Here is a 23166-nt window from a genome sequence, read left to right on the forward strand (position 1 = left end):
TGCGCATCTTCGCGCGCGCGAACCTGGAATCTCAGAATGTTGAACATGACGGGATTCCGGGTCTTTGCCGCCGCCGGCAAGCCGGCTCTAGCAAATCCCGGAATGACGAGAAACTCTAGAAATTGATGGTGGTGCGGACGCCGAACACCGCGGCGTCCTTGATGCGCTTTGTCTGCGTGGCATCGTTGGGATCGACGGCGCCGCCGGCGGGATGCATCACATATTGAAACACCGGCTGCACCGCGACACCCGGCGCGACCGCAGCGAGATAGGTTACTTCCAGCACGGCTTCGAAATCGCGGATGGGCGATTGAATTCCGGTGAAAAGCTGCACATCACGATCAAGCCCGCGCGCGCCATCCGAGATACGCGCATAAGTCATCGCGATTCCGAACCTGTCATCCGGCCGCTCTGCCGAGAAACCCGACACCTGAATGCCGCCATCGAGATAGAAGCTGATCAGATTGCGATCGGACGGGCTGATCGATGTGCGCGCAAAGAAGCCGATGCCCTTGTCCGGGCCGAGTGCACTGAAAGCGAGCCGCTGTTCGTAAACGGCGAAAACGCCGCGATTGCCGCGCCGCATCAGCGGCTCGCCGGTGCCGGCCGGATCGGCCTGCGACCGGCCCTGTGCGGTCCAGCGCTCGTCATCGAATTCGGCCAGATGCACCCAGCCGCCGCCGGTGATCGATCCAGGCAACTCCGACGGGCCGAGCTTGTAGGCATATTTCAGTTGCCCGATGATCCACGGCGGATCGTTGACGCGAAATGCGAGACCATGCGCGTTGGCGATCTGCGGATCATTCGGGCCGGGCGCAGCCGCACTGCCATTGAACACCGCCAGATAGGCCGTGAACGCATCCGACAGACTGGCCTTGAAACGAACGCCCGGCACGGCGAGTGGCGGCGAGGGTCCGCCCGCCGGCAGGATCACGCCGGTAATGCCGGGCCAGCCCAGCGCCGAATTGACGAAGATATCGTCATACTTGCTGTCGATGAACTCGATATCGGATGGCTGCTGACCGACCTTCACCAGCAGTCTGCCGCCGAACAGCGACTGTTCGATCCAGAATTCATAGAGCCGCGTCGCCGGCAGCGCTTCGATGCCGCTCACCAGCATCAGATTGCCGATATAGTCGCGCGACAGGCCAGGTCCGTGGATCTGATAGACATTGGCGTGAAAGGTCGCGCCGCTCCAGCCAACCGCCTTGTCGAGATCGACATCCACGCCAAAATCGAACCGTCCCTCATAGACCGCGCCGCGCCGGATGCCGCCGGACGCATTGCCGAGCGCCTCGCCTATATAGGTCGCCGACAGTGCAACGCCCCATTCGGCGAGCCGGTCATTGATCGGCTTCAGGCCGCTATCGCGCCAGTCGCCGGCATGCGCCGATGACAGCGAGACCGTGCCACAGGCGACAAGGCCGGCGAGCGCCATCATCGCACGGACCATCCAGCACGAAAACACACCAACCATGATAGCTACCTGATGATCTTGAGGCGCTTCATCACGGCATAGGCCGATGCTGACGAAATCAATATCAGCGCGCCGGCCCAGAGAAATCCGGTTTCGACATCGGTCAGCGGCAGGCCCTTGGTGTTCATACCGAAAATGCCGGTGACCAGCGTCGGCGGCAGCAGAAGCGCGGTTAGCACTGAAAGAACGCGAAGGCTTTCATTGCCGCGTTCCTCGATCTGCAGATGCAGCTCTTCCTGCAACAGCCGGCTGCGTTCGCGCATCTCGACCACATTGTGATCCAGTCCATCGAGCCGCTGCGCCAGCTTGCCGGCACGCAGTTGCAGCGACGGTTTCAACTCACGCTGACCTTTGGCCTCAAGCCGCTGGAATACGATGCGCAGCCCGGACAGCTGCCGATGCAGCCGCACGCAGGTCCGGCGCAGACGGCCGAGCTTCTGCAACATGTCACGGGAGTCGCCGGAGACCACCTGCTCCTCGATCTCGTCGAGCGATATCGCCAGACTGTCGGCGACGCCGTCCATGGTGTCGGCAACATTCTCCACGATCGTCTCAAGCAGCGCGGCCATGCTGTCGACCCGCTGGCCCTGCTCAAGCGAACGGCGCGTCGCATCGACGGCACACAGCGCGTGATGCCGGCCGCTGATCAGCAAGCGCTCGGTCATCACGAAGCGCAGATAACCAGTGTCTTCGGTCGCCTCGTCGATATCGCGCAACAGGTCCGAGATCACACCATAGATACTGTCATCGGTGGCATGGAGTTGCTGATATGTGTCCTTGGACAGCAACAAGGCACGGGCCTGCTCCGGCGCATGCAATGAGATCTGCGCTAGCCATTGCAGCGCGCGCGCGTCAGTCAGGTTGAAATGCAGCCAGAGCAACCCGCCGTGGACGAGATCGATGCCGGCATCGACCGGCAACGGCTCTGGCTTGCCGTCGGAATGGATCCGGAAGGCCCAGACCAGACCCGGGATCGGATCGGTCAAGCCAAGTGTGGACGTCACCTCTGCAGATGTGACCGGCACTTCAAGCTGCATCGGACACCCACCGTTTTTCACGCCACGCAATACGCATGCGCCACCAAAAAAATAAAATATCTGCCTGCGGCTCTCCGACTGTGTCAGTCCGCCGCAGGCACTTAATGACACCCTTGTTACAGGGATATGTCAGCCGAGATGAGATGATGATCCGATTAGAAAAAATCGGACCATCATCTCATCTCTTTGTTTTGAGCATGATCTTTCGGAAAACCGGTTTCCACTTTTCCGGATCATGCTCTATTCAGCGGCTTCGGCGAGTGTATCGCTCTGCTTGTTGTAGTCATAGACGACGCGGCCATAGGGCAATGTCAGATCGGCCAGGAAATGATGCGCACCGATCACGCGGCGCACCGGAAAGTCGGCGACCGGCGCGTTGACATGCGGGATCAGATGCAGACGGCCCGGGCCGAACCATGAGCCCTTCACGGTGATATCAGTCAGGTTGATCGCCACCAGCTGACAGACTTCCGCGCTGCCATCGACGCCCGGGATCAGCTTCAGATTGATCTGGGTCTTGGACAGCGTGGCAAGGGTGGCCTCGCCGTTGCCGGCCATGGCGCCGTGCTTGTAGGCCATCGTGCCCATGGCAACCTGCTGCCCGGCATATTCCAGCGTACCGGTCAGCGTGTCCTTGACCACTTCGAGTTTCGGATGGGCGTATTTCTTCGGGAAGCCCCAGATCTCGCGCCCGGCAGCGATCGGCGGATCATCGTCCAGATACATCTGCGAGACGAAGTTGACGTCCTCGCCCTTGAAGCGTGCGGGGATCACGAGGCCGGTCTCGGTGTAGCTGCCGAAGCCTGAACTATCCGGCATCTTGATCCACTCATAATGCACGATCGGCTGTTCGATCGGCTCCAGTGGCTCGGGAAGACCCATCCGGATCAGGTCCGGATCGGTCTCATAGGTGATGACGAGGAATTCGCGATTGATGAAGCGATAGGGACCGGCGGGATAGCTCGGGCCGGCCATCGGCATCGACGGCAAACGGAGGATGTCTTCCTGGCGCATCGGAAACTCCTTGGGTGTGAAATCGCTGGTTTAAACTCAGTGCGCGGTCCACCCGCCATCGACCGGCAGCGTGATGCCGGTGATCGAACGGGCGTGGTCGGTGCAGAGGAAATTGACGACCGAGGACAGTTCCTCGACGGTCACGAAACGTTTGGTGGGTTGGGCGGCGAGCAGCACGTCCGAGATCACCTGCTGCTCGGTGATGCCGCGCGCCTTGGCCTGTTCCGGGATCTGCTTTTCGACCAGCGGTGTCATCACGTAACCCGGGCATACCGCATTCACGGTGATGCCGTGTTCGGCGACTTCCAGCGCCGCCGTCTTGGTCAAGCCGGCAATGCCATGCTTGGCCGCGACATAGGCCGACTTGAACGACGAGGCGACCAGCGCATGGGCCGAGGCAATGTTGACAATACGGCCCCAGGACTTCGCCTTCATGTGGGGGATGGCGAGACGCGTGGTGTGAAACGCACTCGACAGGTTGATCGCCACGATCGCATCCCATTTCTCGACCGGGAATTCCTCGAGCGGCGCGACATATTGAATGCCGGCATTATTGACCAGGATATCGACGCCGCCGAATTCCTGCTCCGCCTGTGCCATCATCGCCGCGATGTCATTGCCGTCGGCCATGTTGGCGCCGCTATAGAGCACCCGGACCTGATGGCTGTCGGCAAGCTCGCTGCGGATCGCCTCGATCTCATTGGCATCGCCAAAGCCGTTGAGCACGATATTGACGCCGCTGGCCGCGAGGCCGCGCGCGATGCCAAGGCCGATGCCGCTGGTGGAGCCGGTGATAATGGCGGACTTTCCAGACAGCATGCGCGCAACCCTTCGTAAGAAAACGTTAATATCTGCTTCTTTGCTAGCGATCCTGTTTGACGGCGGTATGAGGAATTTCCTTCAGCCGCGTGACGCGCTTCATGGACTGATGCGCAATGATCGAATTTGCTATTTGTCACAACGCCGTCACTGCTCATCTAAATTCTGCCGCCAACATCATGTGATCGTTGAGGAGAAGACCCAGATGGATGCGCGGACACCCGATTCAGACATGACGGCCGAGACCGGCTGGCGCCCTGACCGCTGCGATCGTGTAGCACTGGTGCTGCAGGGCGGCGGCGCCCTCGGCGCCTATCAGGCCGGCGTGTATCAGGCGCTACATGAGCAAGGCATGGAGCCGGACTGGGTGTGCGGCGTATCGATCGGCGCTATCAATTCGGCGATCATCGCCGGCAATCCGCCGGAAGACCGGCTGGAGAAGCTGCAGATCTTCTGGGACCGCATCACCGCCCGCAAGGTCTGGCACTACACACCGGACGGCGACGTCTACCGCAAGGCCCGCAATCTCGCGAGCTCCTTCATGACCACGACCCTCGGCCAGCCGGGCTTCTTCAAGCCGCACGAGGTCAATCCGTGGTTCAGCCCGGCCGGTGCAAAGACGGCGACAAGCTATTACGACACCTCGCCGCTGCGCGACACGCTGCTCGAACTGGTCGACTTCGATCTCATCAACTCGCGCAAGACCCACTTCGCCGTCGGCGCAGTGAACGTCATCACCGGCAACTTCCTGTATTTCGACAACAAGAAGGAAGTCATCGCGCCCGAACACGTGATGGCATCAGGCGCACTGCCGCCAGCTTTGCCGATGGTGAAGATCGGCACCGATCATTTCTGGGATGGCGGCATCGTCTCCAACACGCCGCTGCAGCACCTGCTCGACCAGGAAGACAGGATGAACTCGCTGGTGTTCCAGGTCGACCTGTTCAGCGCCCGTGGCGTGCTGCCCCGGGATATCCAGGAGGTTCTGGCCCGGCACAAGGACATCGTCTACTCGTCCCGCACCCGCCACAACACGGACATCTATCGGCGCATGAACAATCTGAAGTCGGAGCTCTACAAGATCTTGCAGCGCATTCCCGACGACCAGCTCAGCGACGAGGAGCGCGCGCGGCGTGACAGCCTGTCGGATCTGCCGGAGATCACCATCCTGCAGATGATCTATCAGCAGAAGGCCTATGAGGGCGATTCCAAGGACCACGAGTTCTCGGCGACCTCGATGCGCGAGCACTGGCAGAGCGGCCTCGACGATACCCGCCGCACATTGAAGCGCCGCGACTGGCTGGCGCTGCCGGAGCAAGGCAAGGGCATCGTGGTGCACGACGTGCATCGCGAGAGCAGTTCGTAGAGGCAGCAGCGCTTCTCACAAAAGCTCAGCGCCGGCCCCTCCCCGTCATTGCGAGGAGCTCTTGCGACGAAGCAATCCAATCCTCGCTTTTTGCTTCTGGATTGCTTCGCTGCGCTCGCAATGACGGCGAAGGGTACTTACCCCACAAGAAAAAGCCCGCGCATTAACGGCGCGGGCCTCTCTTTCGACCGTGCAAAAAAGCGAGGCCGCTACGTTTCCGCAGCGGCCTCGTCTATCCTCAGAACAACTGGCTGAACAGCACGTAGAGCGAGGCCGAGAGCATGATGGCGCAGGGCAGCGTCAGCACCCAGGCCATCAGCAGGTTGCGGATCGTGGCCATCTGCAGGCCCGAACCGTTCGCCGCCATGGTGCCGGCGACGCCGGACGACAGCACGTGGGTGGTCGAAACCGGCAGACCGAACACGTCGGCCGCGCCGATGGTGGCCGCAGCCACGAGTTCGGCCGAAGCGCCCTGCGCATAGGTCAGATGCGTCTTGCCGATCTTCTCGCCGACGGTGACGACGATGCGCTTCCAGCCGACCATGGTGCCGAGGCCGAGCGCGATGGCCACAGCGATCTTCACCCAATCCGGGATGAACTTGGTCGCGGCATCGAGCGAGCCTTTATAGGCATTGAGGGTCGCGACATCTTCCTTGTTGAGGTCGTTTTCCTTGTCCTTCATCAGGAAGCGGATGGCTTCCGATGCGAGATACATGTCGTTGCGGGTGTTGCCGACGGATTCCGCGGGCATCTTGTCGAGCGTGCCGTAGCTGCGAACCTGATCGCCGACCTGCTGCACGAGAACGGCGAGCGACGGATAGGTGCCTTCGCTGATCTTGCGCTGCGAAACATAGGTGGTCACCGCCGGACGGGGATCGCCGATGATGCTGTGGCCGGCCCCCTTGGCTGCGATCACCTTGGCGGCCGCGATGGAGTTGACCTGGAACTGCGCGACGCGGGATTCCGGCAATGCGCGGTTGAGCGCATAGGCGGTCGGCACGGTGCCGATCAGCACCAGCATAATCAGGCCCATGCCCTTCTGTCCGTCATTCGAACCATGTGCGAAGGACACGCCGGTGCAGGTCGCGATCAGGATGCCGCGGATCCACAACGGCGGCGCCTTGTTGCCGTCCGGTGCTGCGTACAAAGCCGGGTTACGCACGAGGAATTTCAGCACCAGCAGCAGGATGGCGGCGCAGGCAAAGCCGAACAACGGCGACAGCAGCAGCGCGTAGCCGATTTCGGTGGCCTTGCCCCAATCCACGCCCGAGGTACCGTCACGGCCGCGCATCAGCGCATTGGCGATACCGACGCCGATGATCGAACCGATCAGCGTGTGCGAGCTGGAGGCCGGCAGGCCGAGATACCAGGTGCCGAGATTCCAGATGATCGCCGCGATCAGCAGCGCGAACACCATGGCAAAGCCGGCACCGCTGGAGACCTGCAGGATCAATTCCACCGGCAGCAGCGAAACGATGCCAAAAGCCACCGCGCCCGTGGAGAACAGCACGCCGAGGAAGTTGAAGAAGCCCGACCACATCACGGCGAATTCCGCCGGCAGCGAATGGGTATAGATGACGGTGGCGACCGCATTGGCGGTGTCATGGAAGCCGTTGACGAATTCGAAGCCAAGCGCGATCAGCAGCGCCACGAACAGCAGGAGGTAGGGCAGATAGCTGGTGACGCGGGTCCCGGTGGCATTGACGTCGACATAGATGCTGTAGGCGACGAACAGGAGGCCGGCGGCCAGGATCCCGAAAAACAGGATCATCGTCAGCGGGTTAAAACCCTTGTCGAGATTTGGCCGCGACGCCGGCTCAACAGCCGCGCCTCCGGAAATGGATTGATTGGCAGTGAAATCGGTCATGAAACGCCCCCGTTACAGGTTAAGAGGCGTTAATCTCTGCACCACGGATGCGAAGCCCGGATGACAGGCGCGACAATTTGTCTGTTACGGGTTGTGACAGTCCCGCGTCACCGATGCGGCCGGTATATGACAGGGGTCAGATCGCCGACGCGACCTTTTCGAGTCCGATCATGCGCGCCAGTGCACGGACTTCGCGCTTCTGATCCTCACGCAACTGGAACAACAACGGCATCGCAGCGGACTTGAGCCGCTGCACCTCGTCGCTATCGGGATCGATCGGCGGCGCGCCGGCTGACGGACTGGCCTGTTTGGTCTCGTGGATCCTGCGCGCCACGTTGCGCAGCGCCGCTTCGACGCCGGGCCAGTACGATTCCTGCGACGCCGTCAGATTTAGCCGGGTCTTGATCGCCGAAATCTGCGCATCGCTGAGCAGCGTATAGGTCTTCTGCACCGGCTTGGCAGCGGCCTTGGGCTTGGCGGTCGGCTGCGGCACCACGATCGGGGCAAGCACCGTCGAACCGGGCACTTCGATTGGACTGTCGGATGCAAAGGCCTGGCGCAACGGACTGCCGTCAACGCTCGGGACCTGCTGCGGATCGAGCGACGCCATCATGGCGCCGGCCAATGGCAACTTGTCTTTCTTGCCTTGCGTATTGGAAACCGGTCCGCGCGACACCGCGACCGAATTTTGCGCGGCACTGTCGTCATATGACAGCGACAGCGATGGGATGCTATCGCGACCGAGGATGCTCGCAACAGCCACGCCGGTCAGCAACAGGCAGCCCAGCACAAGAAGGGTCAGCGCACGCGTCAAGCCAGTCTCCGAAATTCAGGACTACCAGAGGTACCTGTCCTCACAAATGGAGATTAATTAAGGCCTAACCATACCAGAACGGTGCGATAATACTCAGAGACGTTCAGGCGGCGTTGGCGAGAACATAGGCTTCCTGGATATCGCTCACGATATCGGAAGCTTCCCACAGCGCATCCGGAGCGACCGATTGCATACTGATGGTCCAGTTTGCGCCCTTTCCGGCGCGGGGCGTGCTGACGATGTCGAACTGCACCTCGCGGCACAGCGGATGACGGCCGAAAGCTGCGGCCACGCGTGCCTTGATCTCCTCGATCGTGGCCGGCGTCTTCGCGAAATAGGCTTCGATATCCATGATGGCCCCTGAATCGGTTGATTCCCGATCGGGGCATTGTTGGTTCCACAGGATTTAATGAATGGTTAATTTTGCTGCGCCGCTGGCAGATTGATACCACCCCGGCCGGAGTGGGCTTAGCCCAGCAGTTGATCGAGCCGGTCCCGGAGCTGATCCTGATGGTACGGCTTGGCAAGCCGCGGCAGATCGAGCTGAGCGCCTTCGGGCAAATCCGCATAGCCGGTAGCGAGCAGGACCGGCAGCGACGGCCGCATTTCGCGGGAATAAGCCGCAAGCTCGATGCCCGTCATGCCGGGCATCATGTGATCGGTCATCATCAGATCGAGCGGCTCGTCGCTTTTCAGAATCTCCAGCGCATGCCGCCCCGAAGTCGCGGGGATCACGCGATGGCCGAGATCCTCCAGCATCTCCGTCGTCGACATCGCGATGAGAGGATCGTCATCGACAAACAGGATCACGGCAGAGCGCGCGGCGTGGCGCATGACATGGGCCGTATCGGCGGCCTCCGGCTTCCTGTCGGTGACCGGCAGCACGAGGGTCGCCGTCGTTCCCTTGCCGACGACGCTCGAGAGATCGAGCGTGCCGCCGAGCTGTACAGCCAGACCGTGCACCATGGACAGACCGAGACCAGTCCCCTTGCCAACAGGCTTGGTCGAGAAGAACGGCTCGATCGCCTTCTTCAACGTCTCCGGCGACATGCCGGCGCCGTTGTCGATGATCGACACCTTGAGATAGTCGCCGGGCTTCAGAATCGGGTCGCCCTTGCCGACCTTATGCTTCTTCACCTTGATATCGATGGAGCCGCCGTCCTGCATGGCGTCGCGCGCATTGATCGCGAGATTGAGGATGGCGAGTTCGAGCTGATTGGGATCGATCTGCGCCCGCGGCAGATTGTCGGGAATATCGAGACGCAGCGCCACGCGCGGCCCTAGCGAGCGCTCGAGCAGATCGCTCATGCCGCGGACCAGCGCACCGAGATCGACGGCCACGGCTTTCAGATCCTGCTGCCGCGCGAAGGCCAGTAGTCGCTGCGTCAGTGAGGCGCCGCGTTCGGCGCCCTGCATGGCACCATCGACCAGTCGTTTCAGGCGCGGATCATCCGGCATGCGCTTGCGCAGTAGATCGAGATTACCCATCACCGCCATCAGCAGATTGTTGAAGTCATGCGCCACGCCGCCGGTGAGCTGGCCGATGGTCTCCATCTTCTGCGCCTGGCGCAGTTGGTCCTGCGCCTTCTCGCGCGCCGCGACTTCCTTCATCAGGTCGTTGCTGCGTTCCTCGACGCGCTGTTCGAGCGTCGCCGTAAGCTCGGCAAGCGCAGACCGCTCCGCCGTCAACTGCTCCAGCAAGTTGTCGCGATCGATATCGGCGGACTTTCGCGCCGTGATATCGACGGAGACGCCGACGAGCGTTTTCGGCTTGCCGTCGGACCCACGGACCATGCGCGCACGCGTCTCGACCCAATGCACCGAGCCGTCCGGCCAGATATTGCGGTATTCGACATTGTAGTCCGCGCCGGCCATTAGCGTCGCATCGAGCGCCTGCTGGCGTTGCTCGCGATCATCGGGATGAACCGCGGCCTGCAACTCGCTGAACGTGAATGACTGATCCGGCCGGCGGCCGAAGCATGCCTTGGTCGTATCCGAGACCTCAAGCCGAAGTTCGGGCAGATGCAGTTCGAGCGTGCCGAGCCGTCCCGCATCGAGCGCCGTCTGCAGCAGCCCCTGACTGTCGCCGAGATCTTCGAGAATGGCACGCGTCTGATATTGACGCCGGCGCGCGCGGACGGCCGAACCGACGATCGAAATCAATGTGGTCGGGTGAAACGGGCGCTCGATGAACGTCACATTGCCGAGCAACTGTCCGAGCCGCGCGGCATCCGGGTTGCGCTCCGGTCCGCCGCCCTGACGCGTCAGCAGGATGATCGGGAAATCGGACCACGACGGCTGATCATGCAGCCAGTTGCCGAGGCCGCGCAGATCAACGGTCTTGATCGCCTCGTCAGCAATGACAGCCACGCCGGCGCCGCCCTTGATCTCGTCGAGCAGCGTCGGAAAATCCGCGCAGGGTTGCGCGTAAAAACCGGCCTCGCGGATTAATGCCGCAGCCACTGCAGAATCGCGCCCTGTGGGAGCAAGGATGACAGCGCGCTCGGAGGAACGCCCCGGTTTCACGCCGAGGATCCCTCAAGCAGAGAATTTTGACCGTTGTAAATGGGTACGCCACGCAACACGCCCTGGAATTCGCTGAGCGGCGCGCCGATCGTGAGGCCTCGCCCGTCGATCCGGTACTCGCGAATGGTCGACTCATGCGCACCGGTTCGCTTCTTGATCACGGACATCGCACGGCGAACGCTGCCGCTTGCTTCGAAGTAACGGAGCAGGATCACGGTATCGGCGAGATAGGTGACGTCCACCGGCGCCTTCATATCGCCGACGAGGCCGTGCTGCGCCACCGTCATGAAGGTCGCTGCGCCCCTGCGGTTGAGATATTGCAGCAGCTCATGCATGTGCAGGATCAGCGAGTTCTCTTCCGGCATCGAGGCCTGATAGCCATTGAGACTGTCGATCACGACGGTCTTGATGTTGTGCTCGTCAATCTGACGACGGACGCGATGCGCGAATTCACCGGGCGACAATTCGGCGGCATCGACCTGTTCGACAAACAGATGTCCGCTTTCCTGCATGGCAGGCAGATCGATTCCGATCCCCTTCATGCGATCGAACAGCAGTCCAAGCTCCTCGTCGAAGATAAACATTGCAGCCTTCTCGCCGCGCTTCACCGCTGCGACTACATTGACGATCGCAGTGAGTGATTTGCCCGTGCCCGCGGGCCCGAGAATCAATGTGCTCGAGCCTGTTTCGATGCCGCCGCCCAGCAATTGGTCGAGTTGCGCAATGCCGCTCGACTTGGTCTTGCGATCCATGCTGTTGCGGAATTCGGATGCGACCAGCCGAGGAAAAACGTTAAGGCCGCCTGTGGTGATGGTGGCATCGTGGTAGCCGCCGCGAAACTTGACACCGCGATATTTGATCACCCGCGCACGCCGACGCTCCGCGCCATAGGAGGGCGCCAGCTCTTCGAGCCGCAGCACGCCATGTGCGACGCTGTGCACTGTCTTGTCGGCCACTTCCGCTGTGAGGTCGTCGAGCAACATCACCGTCGTGCCGAATTTTGCGAAGTAATGCTTGATGGCCAGTATCTGGCGGCGATAACGCAACGAGCTCTGCGCCAGCAGCCGGATTTCCGACAGGCTGTCCAAGACGACCCTGCTCGGCTGGGTGCGTTCCACGGCCTCGAATATCTGCTTGGTGGTTTCGCCGAGTTCGAGGTCGGACGAATAAAGCAGGCTCTGTTGCTGATCCTCGTCAAGCAGACTTTCCGGCGGCAGGAGCTCGAAAACTTCAATGCTCTTGTCGAGGGTCCAGCCATGGGACGCTGCGCCATCGCGCAACTCACTATCCGTCTCGGATAGCGTGATGTAGAGACCCTTCTCTCCGATCCGCGCGCCCTCCAGCAAGAACTGCAACGCGACCGTGGTCTTGCCTGTCCCCGGCGCGCCTTCGACCAGAAAAATGTGACCTCGGGAGAATCCGCCGGAGAGGATATTATCCAATCCCCAGATGCCGGTCCTGGCTTTGTCGTCCTGCACGTGCGTCGAACTCATACTGCCCCCTGACGCGCGATAACCGGGGCAATATCAATCGGTTCCCTGTCCAGGACAAAAATTCTAAAAAGCGCGGTCGTCAACGTTTCTCAATGACCAGGCTCTGCACTGCCCGGCCGAAATAACCATCGATATCGGCGAGCTTCGATGCAGCAAGACCGGCGCCATCCGGCCCGATCCAGCTCTCCCCGTCCAGCAGGATCCAGTCGCCCACCGGCGGACGCGACAGGCTCACGGTGAGGTCGGCATTCAGGAAGGTCCAGTCGTCGAAACTCAGCACCGGCGACGAGCCGTTGCTGAAGTCGGCCGCGATCACCGCACGCATCACCTGCGAGAGGCCGGCGCCTTCGACGATCGGCCGGTTGGCCCGGTACCAGATCGCGCCCGGCCCCAGCGACAGAAGCCGCCGCGCACGGCGCGAATGGTCATGCCGGTGACGAAGGGACTGCTGGCGTAACGTGGCTCCAGCAATCCACCCTGATCCGGCGGCGGCACCGTGACCGGCGGATCGGCGATCTCCGACGGAAGCGCCTGCGCCTCCGCCCTGATCTTCAGCACCGTCGCACGCACCACGACGGTGCCGTTCGCCATGAGACGAATGCCACACAGCTGGATCTTGCGGCCTTCCCGCAGCACCTCGGTCTCGAAAGTGAGCGGCGCCACCGGCACCGGCCGCAACAAGTCGATGGTGACACGCGTCACATGCATCGGGCTTGCGGTGGGCATCTGCTCGGCAAGCCATGTCACCAGCGCCGACGGCGCCGACCCGTGCTGCATGGTCTCGTTCCACGGACCCGCAGCATGCGGGCTGGTGACGACATGATTGCCGTCGACGCGATAGATGGCGTCCATCAGATCGGCCTTCTCAATGCAGGATCAGAGCGGCGGATCGATCGCTTCGTCATATTCCTTCTTGAAGCGCGCAACGAGCTCGGCCACCGGCACGACCTTCGACACGCTGCCGATGCCCTGGCCGCTGCCCCAGATCTCCTTCCAGGCCTTTGGCTTGGCACGCTCGCCACTGGCGTCGGTGCCAAAATTCATCTTGGTCGGATCGGACTCCGGCAGATTGTCCGGATCCATGCCGGCGGCGACGATGGACGGCTTCAGGTAGTTGCCATGAACGCCGGTGAAGAGATTCGAATAGACGATGTCTTCCGAGCCGGAGGCCGCGATCATGTCCTTGTAGCCCGGCACCGCGTTGGCTTCGGTGGTGGCGATGAAAGCCGAACCGATATAGGCGAAGTCGGCACCGAGGATACGCGCGGCGCGAATGGCGCGACCATTGGCGATGGCGCCCGACAGTGCGATCGGACCATCGAACCACTGCCGGGTCTCGGCGACGAACGCGAGCGGCGAAATCTCGCCAGCATGACCGCCGGCGCCTGCCGCAACGAGGATCAGGCCGTCAGCCCCCTTCTCGATCGCCTTGTGCGCGAAACGCTGATTGATGACGTCATGAAACACGATGCCACCCCAGGCATGGGCCGCCTGATTGAGTTCTTCACGCGCACCAAGCGAGGTGATCATCATCGGCACCTTATGCTTTTCGCAAAGCGCCATGTCCTGCTCGAGCCGGTTGTTGGACTTGTGCACGATCTGGTTGACCGCGAAGGGTGCGGAGAGCCGATCCGGATGCGCCTTGTCATGCGCAGCAAGTTCTTCCTTGATCCGGTGCAGCCATTCGTCGAGTAGCGCCGCCGGACGCGCATTCAGCGCGGGAAACGCGCCGACGATACCGGCCTTGCACTGCGCGATGACGAGATCCGGCACCGAAATGATGAATAGCGGCGAACCGATCACGGGCAGCGAAAGGCGGTTCTTGAACAAAGCCGGCATCGACATGGGAAATTCCTCGACTTCTTTTCTTGATTTGTGCGCGATCCTGCGCGCCTGCCCCCGGTCGATCCGGGTGCGGGCGGACGATGCCAGAAGCGTGGGGCGGATGGCAATTGCGCTGCGGGAGAAAAAAGCCGGGCTGAACGGCGTTCGTCCGGTACGCGGAATAATGGGGCACCACATTATCCAGGTGGCGCCCCATTATCGGGATGACTGATCGATTGTCGGCAAGCGCCCCATCAAGCGGGTTCTGACATCGTCACACGGTTCTTGACGCTGGGACGCTCGTTCATCCTTGCGTACCAGGCGTGGAGAGCCTCGTACTCCGCAGGCACCTCGAGCTGCACGAGACCGGCGAAGATCAAACCGCCAATTACCGTGATATCGGCCATCGAGAAAAACTCGCCGGCAATGAACGGCTGCTTTTTCAGCACCCCGTCAAAGTACGCCATCCCCCTGAGCGCCTTGTCGCGCTGGCGGAAACCCCACTCGGCATTTTGATAGATCTCGACGTGGGGTCCGAGCCCCGGTGTCGCGTGATGGAAATAGACACTAATGGCGTCGAGCAACTCCAGCTCGGCACGCTTGCTCATCATGTGGATCAAGCCCTTCTCGCGCGGCGTACTCCCGGTGAGCACGGGAGCGCCCTCAAGTCCGTCGAGATATTCGGTAATGGCCGTGCACTCGGCAATGAAAGTGCCGTCGTCGAGTTCGAGCACCGGCAGCGTGCCTGAATAGTTCTTGGCGAGGAATTCGGGCTTCTTGTGCTCGCCCTTCGTGAGATCGACCGACACAAAATTGATACGCGATCGGAGGTTCTTCTCGGCCACAGCGATCCGGACGCGCGCCGGGTAAGGCCCTGTGCTCCAATCGTGAATCGTCATCATCGGGAGCTTTGTCGCGTCGCCATTGTAGATCTGAGTATTCATTAGTTTATCCTACCTATCAGTTGGTAGGGTGATTTACGGCTTTGATTTACAGGCGTCAACGCCTATCTATCACTTGGTAGGCCGTAAACACGGGGTTGTGAGACCGGGATATGAGTTCGAATTCCAGAGAAGCCATCCTGGTGGCTGCGAAACTGACCGCGCAGGCCCATGGCTATAGCGGCCTGAATTTCCGTGATCTTGCGGCAGAGGTCGGCATCAAGGCTGCGAGCATCTACCACCACTTCCCGAGCAAAGCCGATCTCGGCGCCGCCGTTGCCAGGCGCTATTGGGAGGACTCGGCCGCCTATCTGGAGACGCTGCTGGCCGAATCCAAGGATCCGGCCGCCTGCCTCCGCCAATATCCCGGCACGTTCCGCAAGGCGCTGGAGAGCAGCAACCGCATGTGCCTGTGCAGCTTCATGGCCGCCGAGTATGACGACCTGCCGGAGCCGGTGAAGAAAGAGATCCGGACCTTCACCGATATCAACGTGGCATGGCTGAGCAAGGTTCTCGCCGCTGTGACCGCGCTGAGTCTTGATGAGAGCGAACCGCGTGCGCGCGCCATCTTCGCCGCCATCACCGGCGCTCAGCTGATGGCAAGAAGCCGCGCGGATGTCTCACTCTATGACGCGCTCATCGAGAGCTATCGCGCAGCGGGTCTGTTGCCGGCATAGACCTACTGGCAGAGCGCCTGGGTGACGTAATTTTCCGTCTTGCAGTCGCCCGGCTCCGGCGCGCGGCCGGGGATCATGGCCCTGGGCGAGCAGCTTTGCGCTGCGTCGGTGTCGAGACTCTTGCCGTCCTTGAAGCCCTTGCTCTGACACAGTTTGTCTGAGGCCGCCTTGCAGTCGGGTGCGCCATTGGCAGCGACCGGACAAGCCACCCGTCCCTTCACCACCGTGTTCAGCTTGGTCAGGCTGTCGGTGCCGAGCGACGGCATGGTGGGCAGCGACGGCAGCAGCGAGGTGGAATTCTTGAACAGCTTGCCGATCTCGTTGAACAGGCCGGGATTCTCGGGCGCCGGGGGCGGTGACGGCGGCGGCGCCTGTTCAGCCATCGGAGCCGGCGCGAAAGCCGCGGCAGGCGGGGGTGCGGCCGAGGGAGCCGGGACAACCTGAATCGTGATCGACTTCTGCGGAGCCGGCTGCTGCTGCATCGCCTGCGACCAGGCGCACATCGTAGCTGCGCCCACGGTCAGCACCGCGATCGCAGCGACGACGCAGTTGCGGGTTACCGGAGCCAACAGACGGGTCAAATCGAACATGATGCGGAACGTATCCCGGCACCTGCGCCGGGGGAAGCATCCAGATCTAGAACAGCCGGAATGCGATGATGAAGCCGAGCACCAGAACGCCGACGCCCAGCGCAACCCACAGACCCAGACGCTTCTCGATGGTCTCGCGAATCCAGACGCCGTAGCGGTTGAGCAGGATGGCGACGACATAGAAGCGCACGCCGCGGGCAACCACCGACAGCGCGATGAACATCCAGATATTATAGTTGGCGAAGCCTGACGTGATGGTGACAAGCTTGTAGGGGATCGGCGTCAACCCCTTCAGCAGGATGATCCATGCGCCATATTCGGCATAGCCGGCGCGGAATGCCTCGACCTTGTCGCCGTAGCCATAGAAATGAATGACCCATTGGCCAACGGAGTCATACAGCACCGCGCCGATGAGATATCCCACCACGCCGCCGAGCACTGAGGTAATGGTGCAAATGCCCGCATAGAGCCAGGCCTTCTGTGGCCGGGCCAGCGCCATCGGAATCAGCATCACATCCGGCGGCACCGGAAAGAACGAACTTTCCGCGAAGGACACGATGCCCAAAATCCAGAGGGCATAGGGCTTGTGGGCGGCGTCGATACACCAGTCATACATTCGTCTGAGCATGGTTCGCGATGAACCATCCTGACGCCGATTTGTCTATGGCTGGGCTGACACGCGCGAGACGAAAAGCTTAACTCAACTTGCGAAGGCGACGACCTTCGAGCGCGACAATTGGCCGCCGCGCAGCGCTTTGCTCGATGGATTTGGGCCGTTTCGGCGGTTTCGGGAGCTTTTCGGCGATACCGAGCATGTCTTCACGCCGGCTCATCTCGGCCCAGACCTGCTCAGGACGCACGCCCGCGGCCGCCCACAACACAGTCAAATTGTAGAGAAGATCGGCGCTTTCGCGGATCACGGCGTCCGGTTTGCGGTTGATCGCATCGATGACGACCTCGATGGCTTCTTCGGCGAGCTTCTTCGCCATCTTTTCCGGCCCCTGCTGATAAAGCCGGGCCGTTCGCGAGACCGAGGGATCGAGATCCTTGGCCGCGATCACCGCCTGATAAAGTCGGTCGAGCGAATCACTCATACAACTACACTATCCCAAAGCCGTGGCCAGCGCGTTAACGCCTGGCCTTCAAGTGTCTGCAACGACGTCAAAACGCCGGCCGCAAGCGCGACCGGCGTTTGATAGTTAAGTGACAGTTGCATGACGGAATAAGTTGTGACCGATCGCGAACTACCAGGTCATACGACGCGAATTATCATAACCATGGCCACCGCCATAGCCGCGATACGGCACGCCACCGTAATAGGCAGGACCGCCATCATAATAGGCTGGGCCACCACCGTAGTAGCCGTAGCCCGGGCCATTATCGTAGTAATAGTCGCGACGGCTCTGCGTGGCAGCGATTGCGCCAATGGTACCGACGATGGCGCCAAAGGCCGCAAGGCCGGCAGCATTGCCGCCACCGCGATAGTGGCGACGGCGCGCGCTGCTGAAATCGGTCGCATCGCTGGTGCCGTGAGTTGCAACAGCCTGGCTTGTGCTCTTGGCGACAGGTGCCGCAAATGCTCCGGTCGGCGCAATTGCCGAGATCGTCATGGCCGCGACGGTCGCCACGATGGCGGCGTGGCCGGTCTTATTAAACAATCTATTTCGTACGAACATCTCAATGTCCTCCGTGGTCGTCTGGCCCTATGGGCCTCTGTATAGCCAACCACTTCGGCCACTATGGGTTCCCCAACCCCAACGGCAGCTGAACGATCGGTGTCCAAATCGGGGCAGTCATCTCCCGTTCAGCCTTTTACGGTTAGAAACGACGCGCAAGATGTCGCACCATACCGCCATCAATCAGACATGCCCGGCGGGGTAACTGCCGGTCCGTCAGTCGTTAAGTATCTTGATGCCCAGAAACGCGACCAACATTTCCCGGCGGCATGTCCTCCTCTCGCTGAGTGCGCTGGGCTCCGTCGCTTTTTGCGCATCATCGGGACAGGCCGCCGACGACACCAGGGCGGCTGACGACAAGACACCGACCAATATGCAGTTTGCGCTCGATCGCGCGGTCGATGCGATTGCCGCCCCCTTCGTGCTGGCCGATGCCCGCGGCCTGTACCGGGCCGAGAACCTGAATGTAACCACCACCGTCGCCGCAGGATCGAAGGAGACCATCGCGCGGGTCGCCTCCGGTGCCTGCGACATGGCGCTGGCCGATCTCAATGCGTTGATCCGCTATCGCGGCGATTCCGATGCCGCGACGGTGAAAGCCGTCTTCGTACTACTCAACGTAGCACCCTATGCCATCGTCGCCCGCAAGAGCCGCGGCGTGATCTCGCTCGGCAGCCTTGAAGGAAAAGTGCTTGGGGTCGCTGATCGCGATCTCGCGATCCGGCTATGGCCGGCACTGGCCAAGCGAAACAACATCAAGCTTGCAGCCGTGAAGCTGGAGAGGATCAGCGCCGCGGTGCGCGAACCGATGCTCTCGGCCGGTCAGGTCGATGCGGTCACCGGCTTCTCCTATCTCTCGGCGGTCAACCTGCGCGACCGCGGCGTCCCCGCCGATGACCTGGCGGTGTTTCGTTTCGCCGAGTTCGGGTCTGCCGCCTATGGCCTCGCGCTGATCGTCAATCCGAAATTCGCTACCGCCAGACCCGAGGCCGTGAAAGCATTCATTCGCGCCGTCACCGCCGGGACGCAGTTGGCGATCCAGGATCCGGCCAAGGCGATCACCGACGTCATGACCCAGATGGAGAACGGTTCGCGCGACCTTGAACTGACGCGGCTCCACATTGCCATTACCGACAATATCCTGACCGACGACGTCCGCCGCGACGGGCTGGGTGGCATCGACGCCGCGCGCTTTGAGACGTCACTCAACGAGATCGCCGAAGATTTTACCTTCAAGAAGCGCCCCTCAGCCGCGGACATCTTCGATGACAGCTTCCTGCCGGGCTCGGTCGGCCGCAAGATGAACTGAAGAAGTTCAACTGAACAACTTTTCCCGAAGCTGTATTCGGCTGCCATCCCCGCCTAGACTATGCGCAATCGGTTATCCCGTTCGCGCTGCGCTGAGTGACCTCCCATGATCCGTCTTTACACCCGTGTGCTGGAGCTGCTCGGCAAGGAGAAGCGCCTCGGCTGGATCCTTGCGGGCGCCAATCTGCTGCTCGCCGGCGCGCAATTCGCCGAACCGGTGCTGTTCGGCCGGATCATCGACGTGCTCTCCGGCAATCTCTCGACGGCAGCGATGCAGACGGACAGCGCATCGCCCTGGCCGCTATTGGCGGCCTGGGTTGCGTTCGGCCTGTTCACCATCGTCTGCGGCGCGGTGGTGGCACTTCATGCGGATCGCCTCGCACATCGCCAGCGCCAGGCGGTGCTGACCGATTATTTCGAACACATCATGCAATTGCCGCTGACCTTCCACACCGGTACGCATTCAGGGCGCCTGATGAAAGTGATGCTGGCCGGCACCGATGCGCTGTGGCGTGTCTGGCTCGGCTTCTTCCGCGAACATTTCGCCTCCATCGTCTCGTTGTTCGTGCTGCTGCCGCTGTCGATCTATCTGAACTGGCGACTGGCCATCCTGCTCGTGATCCTGTGCGTCGTATTCACGGTGCTGACCACGATGGTCGTGCGCAAGACATCGGGCATGCAGAGCGACGTCGAGGAGCATTACGGCGACCTTTCCGCGCGTGCTTCCGATGCGCTGGGCAACGTCGCGCTGGTGCAGAGCTTCACGCGCATCGATGCCGAGGTGCAGGGCCTGCGCGGCGTCTCCAGCCAGTTGCTCGAAAAGCAAATGCCGGTGCTGTCGTGGTGGGCACTGGTCTCGGTGATGACGCGCGCCTCCACCACCATCACGGTGCTGGCGATCTTCACCGTCGGCATCGCGCTGCATCAGCAGGGTCTCACCACCGTCGGCGAGATCGTGATGTTCGTCAGTTTTGCGACGATGCTGATCCAGAAGCTCGAACAGGTGGTCTCCTTCATCAACACCATCTTCATGGAGGCGCCGCGGCTGCGCGATTTCATGAACGTCCTCGATGCCGTGCCTGCCGTGCGCGACCGTATCGACGCCATGGACCCCGGCCGGCTGCAGGGCATGGTCGAATTCAACGACGTGTCGTTCTCCTATGACGGCAAGCGGCCGGCCATCGCGGATCTGTCCTTCACGGCGCTGCCCGGCGAGACCATCGCGCTCGTCGGCGCCACCGGCGCGGGCAAATCCACCGCCATCGCACTGCTGCACCGGGCCTTCGACCCGCAATCCGGCATCATCTCGATCGACGGTATGGATGTCCGTGCACTCACCCTGTCGGGCCTGCGCCGGAACATCGGCGTCGTGTTCCAGGAGGCGCTGCTGTTCAATCGCTCCATCGCCGACAACCTGCGCGTCGGCAAACCGGACGCGACCGATGAAGAGCTGCGCATTGCCGCCGCACGCGCCCAGGCGCTCGATTTCATCGAGCGCAGCGATAACGGTTTCAACACAAATGCCGGCGAGCGCGGCCGCATGCTGTCCGGCGGCGAGCGGCAGCGGCTGTCGATCGCGCGCGCTTTGCTGAAGGACCCGCCGATCCTGATCCTCGACGAGGCCACCAGCGCGCTCGATGCCGTGACCGAGGCCAAGCTCAACGTCGCTCTCGATGAAGTGATGAAGGGCCGCACCACCTTCGTGATCGCGCACAGGCTGTCCACCATCCGCAACGCCACGCGCATCCTCGTATTTGAGAACGGCCGCGTGATCGAAGCGGGAACTTTCGATGAACTCGTGATGCAGGGCGGCTATTTCGCCAGTCTGGCCGCCGCCCAGTTCATGGTTCAGGAGGACGCACGCGCCAGCATGGCGCTGCCCGATGTTGCCGAACCCCTTTGATGTCTTTGGAGAACCGGTCGAAATTTGGCCCCTTTCATCACCGATTTAACCGGCTCGCCACTGTTCTGATGCTCTCGGCCGGTATAGGTTTGCAGCCGTCACCGCGTGACGGCAGACCGACATGAGAGCCCCGAACCTCAAATCCAAGAATTGCTGCGCGCGGTGCTGGAGCACTGCAGGCGGGCCGCAAAGGACCGGAATCGGATAGTGCAGTTTCACTTCGCATCGCGCCGCCTGCTATCACTCAACTGGTTCATTCTCACCGCGGCACTTGCGCTCGGCGTGACTGCGCCGCGCACGGCCAGTGCTGAAGCGCTTCTGCTCGTCGAAGCCGATACCGGCAAGGTCCTGCAGGCCGAGAACGCGACCTATCCGTGGCACCCCGCCTCCGTCACGAAGCTGATGACGACCTATGTCACGTTGCAGGCGGTGAAGCAGGGACGCATCAACCTCGACACGGTGGTGACAGTGTCGCCGATCGCCTCCGCGCAGTCGCCATCGAAGATGGGCTTCAAGGCCGGCACGCAGGTCACCATCGATAACGCGTTGAAGATGATGATGGTGAAGTCGGCCAACGACATGGCCGTCGTGCTCGCCGAAGGCGTCGGCGGCTCCGTCGACGGATTTTCCGCGATGATGAATGCCACGGCGCAGAAGCTCGGCATGACGCAAACCCACTATGTCAATCCGAACGGCCTGCCCGCGGACGAACAGGTGACCTCGGCGCGCGACCTCGCGATCCTTGCGCGTGCGATCATTCGCGACCTGCCGGAATACGAATATTTCGTCCATATTCCCGCGATCAAATTCGGCCGCCGCATCACGCCGAACTTCAACAAGCTGATCGGCCGCTATCCCGGCGCCGACGGCATGAAGACCGGTTTCATCTGCGCCTCCGGCTACAATCTCGTCGCCACCGCCACCCGTGGCAACAAGCGGCTGATCGCGGTGGTGCTCGGCGCCTCGTCCGGCCAGGCGCGCGCCGTCAAGGCAGCGCAGCTGCTGGAGCGCGGCTTCAACACCGGCACAGGCGGCCTGACCTGGCTGCAGCCGGCGCTCGGCACCGTGGATGCCCTCGCACCGATCGACGCCGCACCGCCCAACCTGCGCGACGAGATGTGCGGACCGAAACGCAAGCGCCCGGCCAGCGACGCCGATGATGAAGTCGTCGCCAGCAACGAAGCCAGCAGCCAGGCCATGTCGTTCTTCACCGCCGGTCTGCAGCCGCCAACGCTGCGCCCGGTCGACATGATCGCCGCAGCCGCCGCACCGGTCGAGCCGGTGATCGTTTATATTGGGCCTAAGAAGACCGGCGCTGACCTGATCGCCGCCAATGCGGTGGAAGAAGCCCGGCAGACGCCGAAGCCCAAGGGCAAGAAGGGCACCAAGACCGCCGCCAAGAAGCCGGACGCGGCAGCCGACAGCAAGGACGCCAAAACCGCAGCATCGGCCGAGGCGAAACCAGCCGCCAAGCCTGCGGCCAAACCGGCTGCAAAACAGGCAGCAGTGAAACCGGATGCAGCCGCGCCGAAACCGGCCGCTGCAGCTAAGCCAGCCGCCGCCAAGCCCGCGGCTGCCAAGCCTGCCACGGCGGCCACCGGCGCTCCGGCCACAACGCCGGCCAAGCCGAAGGCAGCGGCCAAACCCGCACCGAAAGCTACCACCGGCGAAGCCAAGCCGGCTGCGGCAGCTCCGCGCACTTAGACCTTCGTCGACAAGGCTCAACTATCATCGTTAACGCGGCCGGTTTCCGGCTGCGTCATGTTGCGCCGCGCCTTGCTATCAAGGGCAGCTTTGCTCAATACTTCGACGAAATAATCAAATCGAGGGGGAA

Annotated in this window: 21 protein-coding genes and 1 pseudogene; 6 read left to right on the plus strand and 16 right to left on the minus strand. The window is 61.9% G+C overall.

What is annotated here, in order from left to right:
• Positions 1-115: 115 nt before the first annotated feature.
• The 4 genes from AB8B02_RS21820 to AB8B02_RS21835 all read right to left on the minus strand — a co-directional run bounded on the left by AB8B02_RS21820 (position 116) and on the right by AB8B02_RS21835 (position 4347).
• The gene (locus tag AB8B02_RS21820; RefSeq protein ID WP_439065137.1) at positions 116-1477 is read right to left on the minus strand and encodes a carbohydrate porin; all 1362 of its coding nucleotides are present in this window, start codon (positions 1475-1477) and stop codon (positions 116-118) included.
• A 5-nt stretch (positions 1478-1482) separates the two neighbouring features.
• On the minus strand, positions 1483-2514 hold the full coding sequence (locus AB8B02_RS21825) for a transporter (protein WP_439065138.1): 1032 nt from the start codon (positions 2512-2514) through the stop codon (positions 1483-1485).
• A gap of 240 nt (positions 2515-2754) precedes the next feature.
• The gene (locus AB8B02_RS21830) at positions 2755-3528 is read right to left on the minus strand and encodes an acetoacetate decarboxylase (protein ID WP_439065139.1); all 774 of its coding nucleotides are present in this window, start codon (positions 3526-3528) and stop codon (positions 2755-2757) included.
• A gap of 36 nt (positions 3529-3564) precedes the next feature.
• Positions 3565-4347, minus strand: coding sequence for a 3-hydroxybutyrate dehydrogenase (locus AB8B02_RS21835; RefSeq protein WP_439065140.1), 783 nt, complete (start codon positions 4345-4347; stop codon positions 3565-3567).
• Positions 4348-4552: 205 nt separating this feature from the next.
• On the opposite strand from AB8B02_RS21835, the gene AB8B02_RS21840 reads away from it, so the two are divergent.
• Positions 4553-5713: a patatin-like phospholipase family protein gene (locus tag AB8B02_RS21840; protein WP_439065141.1), complete on the plus strand. Its 1161-nt coding sequence runs from the start codon at positions 4553-4555 to the stop codon at positions 5711-5713.
• A gap of 238 nt (positions 5714-5951) precedes the next feature.
• Here the strand turns inward: AB8B02_RS21840 and AB8B02_RS21845 are convergent, their stop codons facing one another.
• The 7 genes and pseudogenes from AB8B02_RS21845 to AB8B02_RS21875 all read right to left on the minus strand — a co-directional run bounded on the left by AB8B02_RS21845 (position 5952) and on the right by AB8B02_RS21875 (position 14258).
• Positions 5952-7580 carry an inorganic phosphate transporter gene (locus AB8B02_RS21845; RefSeq protein WP_439065142.1) on the minus strand — a complete coding sequence of 543 codons (1629 nt, stop codon included), beginning with the start codon at positions 7578-7580 and terminating at the stop codon, positions 5952-5954.
• Positions 7581-7716: 136 nt separating this feature from the next.
• Entirely contained in the window at positions 7717-8394 is a 678-nt protein-coding gene (locus AB8B02_RS21850; RefSeq protein WP_439065143.1) for a hypothetical protein, read from the minus strand.
• A 103-nt stretch (positions 8395-8497) separates the two neighbouring features.
• Positions 8498-8746: a hypothetical protein gene (locus AB8B02_RS21855; protein WP_068729285.1), complete on the minus strand. Its 249-nt coding sequence runs from the start codon at positions 8744-8746 to the stop codon at positions 8498-8500.
• Between the two features lie 116 nt (positions 8747-8862).
• Positions 8863-10857, minus strand: coding sequence for an ATP-binding protein (locus AB8B02_RS21860; protein ID WP_439065144.1), 1995 nt, complete (start codon positions 10855-10857; stop codon positions 8863-8865).
• Between the two features lie 59 nt (positions 10858-10916).
• Positions 10917-12413 carry an ATPase domain-containing protein gene (locus AB8B02_RS21865; RefSeq protein ID WP_089267662.1) on the minus strand — a complete coding sequence of 499 codons (1497 nt, stop codon included), beginning with the start codon at positions 12411-12413 and terminating at the stop codon, positions 10917-10919.
• A 79-nt stretch (positions 12414-12492) separates the two neighbouring features.
• Positions 12493-13265: pseudogene (locus tag AB8B02_RS21870) on the minus strand (thioesterase family protein).
• 24 nt (positions 13266-13289) lie between these two features.
• Positions 13290-14258: an NAD(P)H-dependent flavin oxidoreductase gene (locus tag AB8B02_RS21875; RefSeq protein WP_068729293.1), complete on the minus strand. Its 969-nt coding sequence runs from the start codon at positions 14256-14258 to the stop codon at positions 13290-13292.
• On the opposite strand from AB8B02_RS21875, the gene AB8B02_RS21880 reads away from it, so the two are divergent.
• Positions 14236-14469, plus strand: coding sequence for a hypothetical protein (locus AB8B02_RS21880; RefSeq protein WP_184512146.1), 234 nt, complete (start codon positions 14236-14238; stop codon positions 14467-14469). The two genes, AB8B02_RS21875 and AB8B02_RS21880, sit on opposite strands and share 23 nt — an antisense overlap.
• 22 nt (positions 14470-14491) lie before the next feature.
• Here AB8B02_RS21880 and AB8B02_RS21885 read toward each other — a convergent pair whose 3' ends face one another.
• On the minus strand, positions 14492-15136 hold the full coding sequence (locus tag AB8B02_RS21885) for a glutathione S-transferase (protein ID WP_439065913.1): 645 nt from the start codon (positions 15134-15136) through the stop codon (positions 14492-14494).
• A gap of 155 nt (positions 15137-15291) precedes the next feature.
• On the opposite strand from AB8B02_RS21885, the gene AB8B02_RS21890 reads away from it, so the two are divergent.
• Positions 15292-15855, plus strand: a complete 564-nt coding sequence (locus tag AB8B02_RS21890) for a TetR/AcrR family transcriptional regulator (RefSeq protein WP_439065145.1) — start codon at positions 15292-15294, stop codon at positions 15853-15855.
• Between the two features lie 2 nt (positions 15856-15857).
• On the opposite strand, the gene AB8B02_RS21895 is transcribed toward AB8B02_RS21890, so the two are convergent.
• The 4 genes from AB8B02_RS21895 to AB8B02_RS21910 form a co-directional block, all read right to left on the minus strand.
• The gene (locus tag AB8B02_RS21895; RefSeq protein ID WP_244558551.1) at positions 15858-16445 is read right to left on the minus strand and encodes a hypothetical protein; all 588 of its coding nucleotides are present in this window, start codon (positions 16443-16445) and stop codon (positions 15858-15860) included.
• 46 nt (positions 16446-16491) lie between these two features.
• A complete protein-coding gene (locus AB8B02_RS21900) occupies positions 16492-17073 on the minus strand; it encodes a YqaA family protein (protein ID WP_089267665.1) in 582 nt (193 codons plus the stop codon).
• A 67-nt stretch (positions 17074-17140) separates the two neighbouring features.
• On the minus strand, positions 17141-17539 hold the full coding sequence (hisE, locus tag AB8B02_RS21905) for a phosphoribosyl-ATP diphosphatase (RefSeq protein ID WP_089267666.1): 399 nt from the start codon (positions 17537-17539) through the stop codon (positions 17141-17143).
• Positions 17540-17689: 150 nt separating this feature from the next.
• On the minus strand, positions 17690-18103 hold the full coding sequence (locus AB8B02_RS21910) for a hypothetical protein (RefSeq protein WP_439065146.1): 414 nt from the start codon (positions 18101-18103) through the stop codon (positions 17690-17692).
• A 253-nt stretch (positions 18104-18356) separates the two neighbouring features.
• Between AB8B02_RS21910 and AB8B02_RS21915 the strand changes: the two genes are divergently transcribed.
• From AB8B02_RS21915 to AB8B02_RS21925, 3 genes are all read left to right on the plus strand, one after another.
• Positions 18357-19430, plus strand: coding sequence for an ABC transporter substrate-binding protein (locus AB8B02_RS21915; protein WP_439065147.1), 1074 nt, complete (start codon positions 18357-18359; stop codon positions 19428-19430).
• Positions 19431-19535: 105 nt separating this feature from the next.
• Positions 19536-21332, plus strand: a complete 1797-nt coding sequence (locus AB8B02_RS21920) for a glucan ABC transporter ATP-binding protein/ permease (RefSeq protein WP_093757446.1) — start codon at positions 19536-19538, stop codon at positions 21330-21332.
• Between the two features lie 207 nt (positions 21333-21539).
• Entirely contained in the window at positions 21540-23036 is a 1497-nt protein-coding gene (locus AB8B02_RS21925) for a D-alanyl-D-alanine carboxypeptidase family protein (RefSeq protein WP_439065148.1), read from the plus strand.
• The last annotated feature ends 130 nt before the right edge of the window (positions 23037-23166 follow it).

The sequence above is a fragment of the Tardiphaga sp. 862_B3_N4_1 genome, assembly GCF_051811085.1.
Lineage (GTDB): Bacteria > Pseudomonadota > Alphaproteobacteria > Rhizobiales > Xanthobacteraceae > Tardiphaga > Tardiphaga robiniae.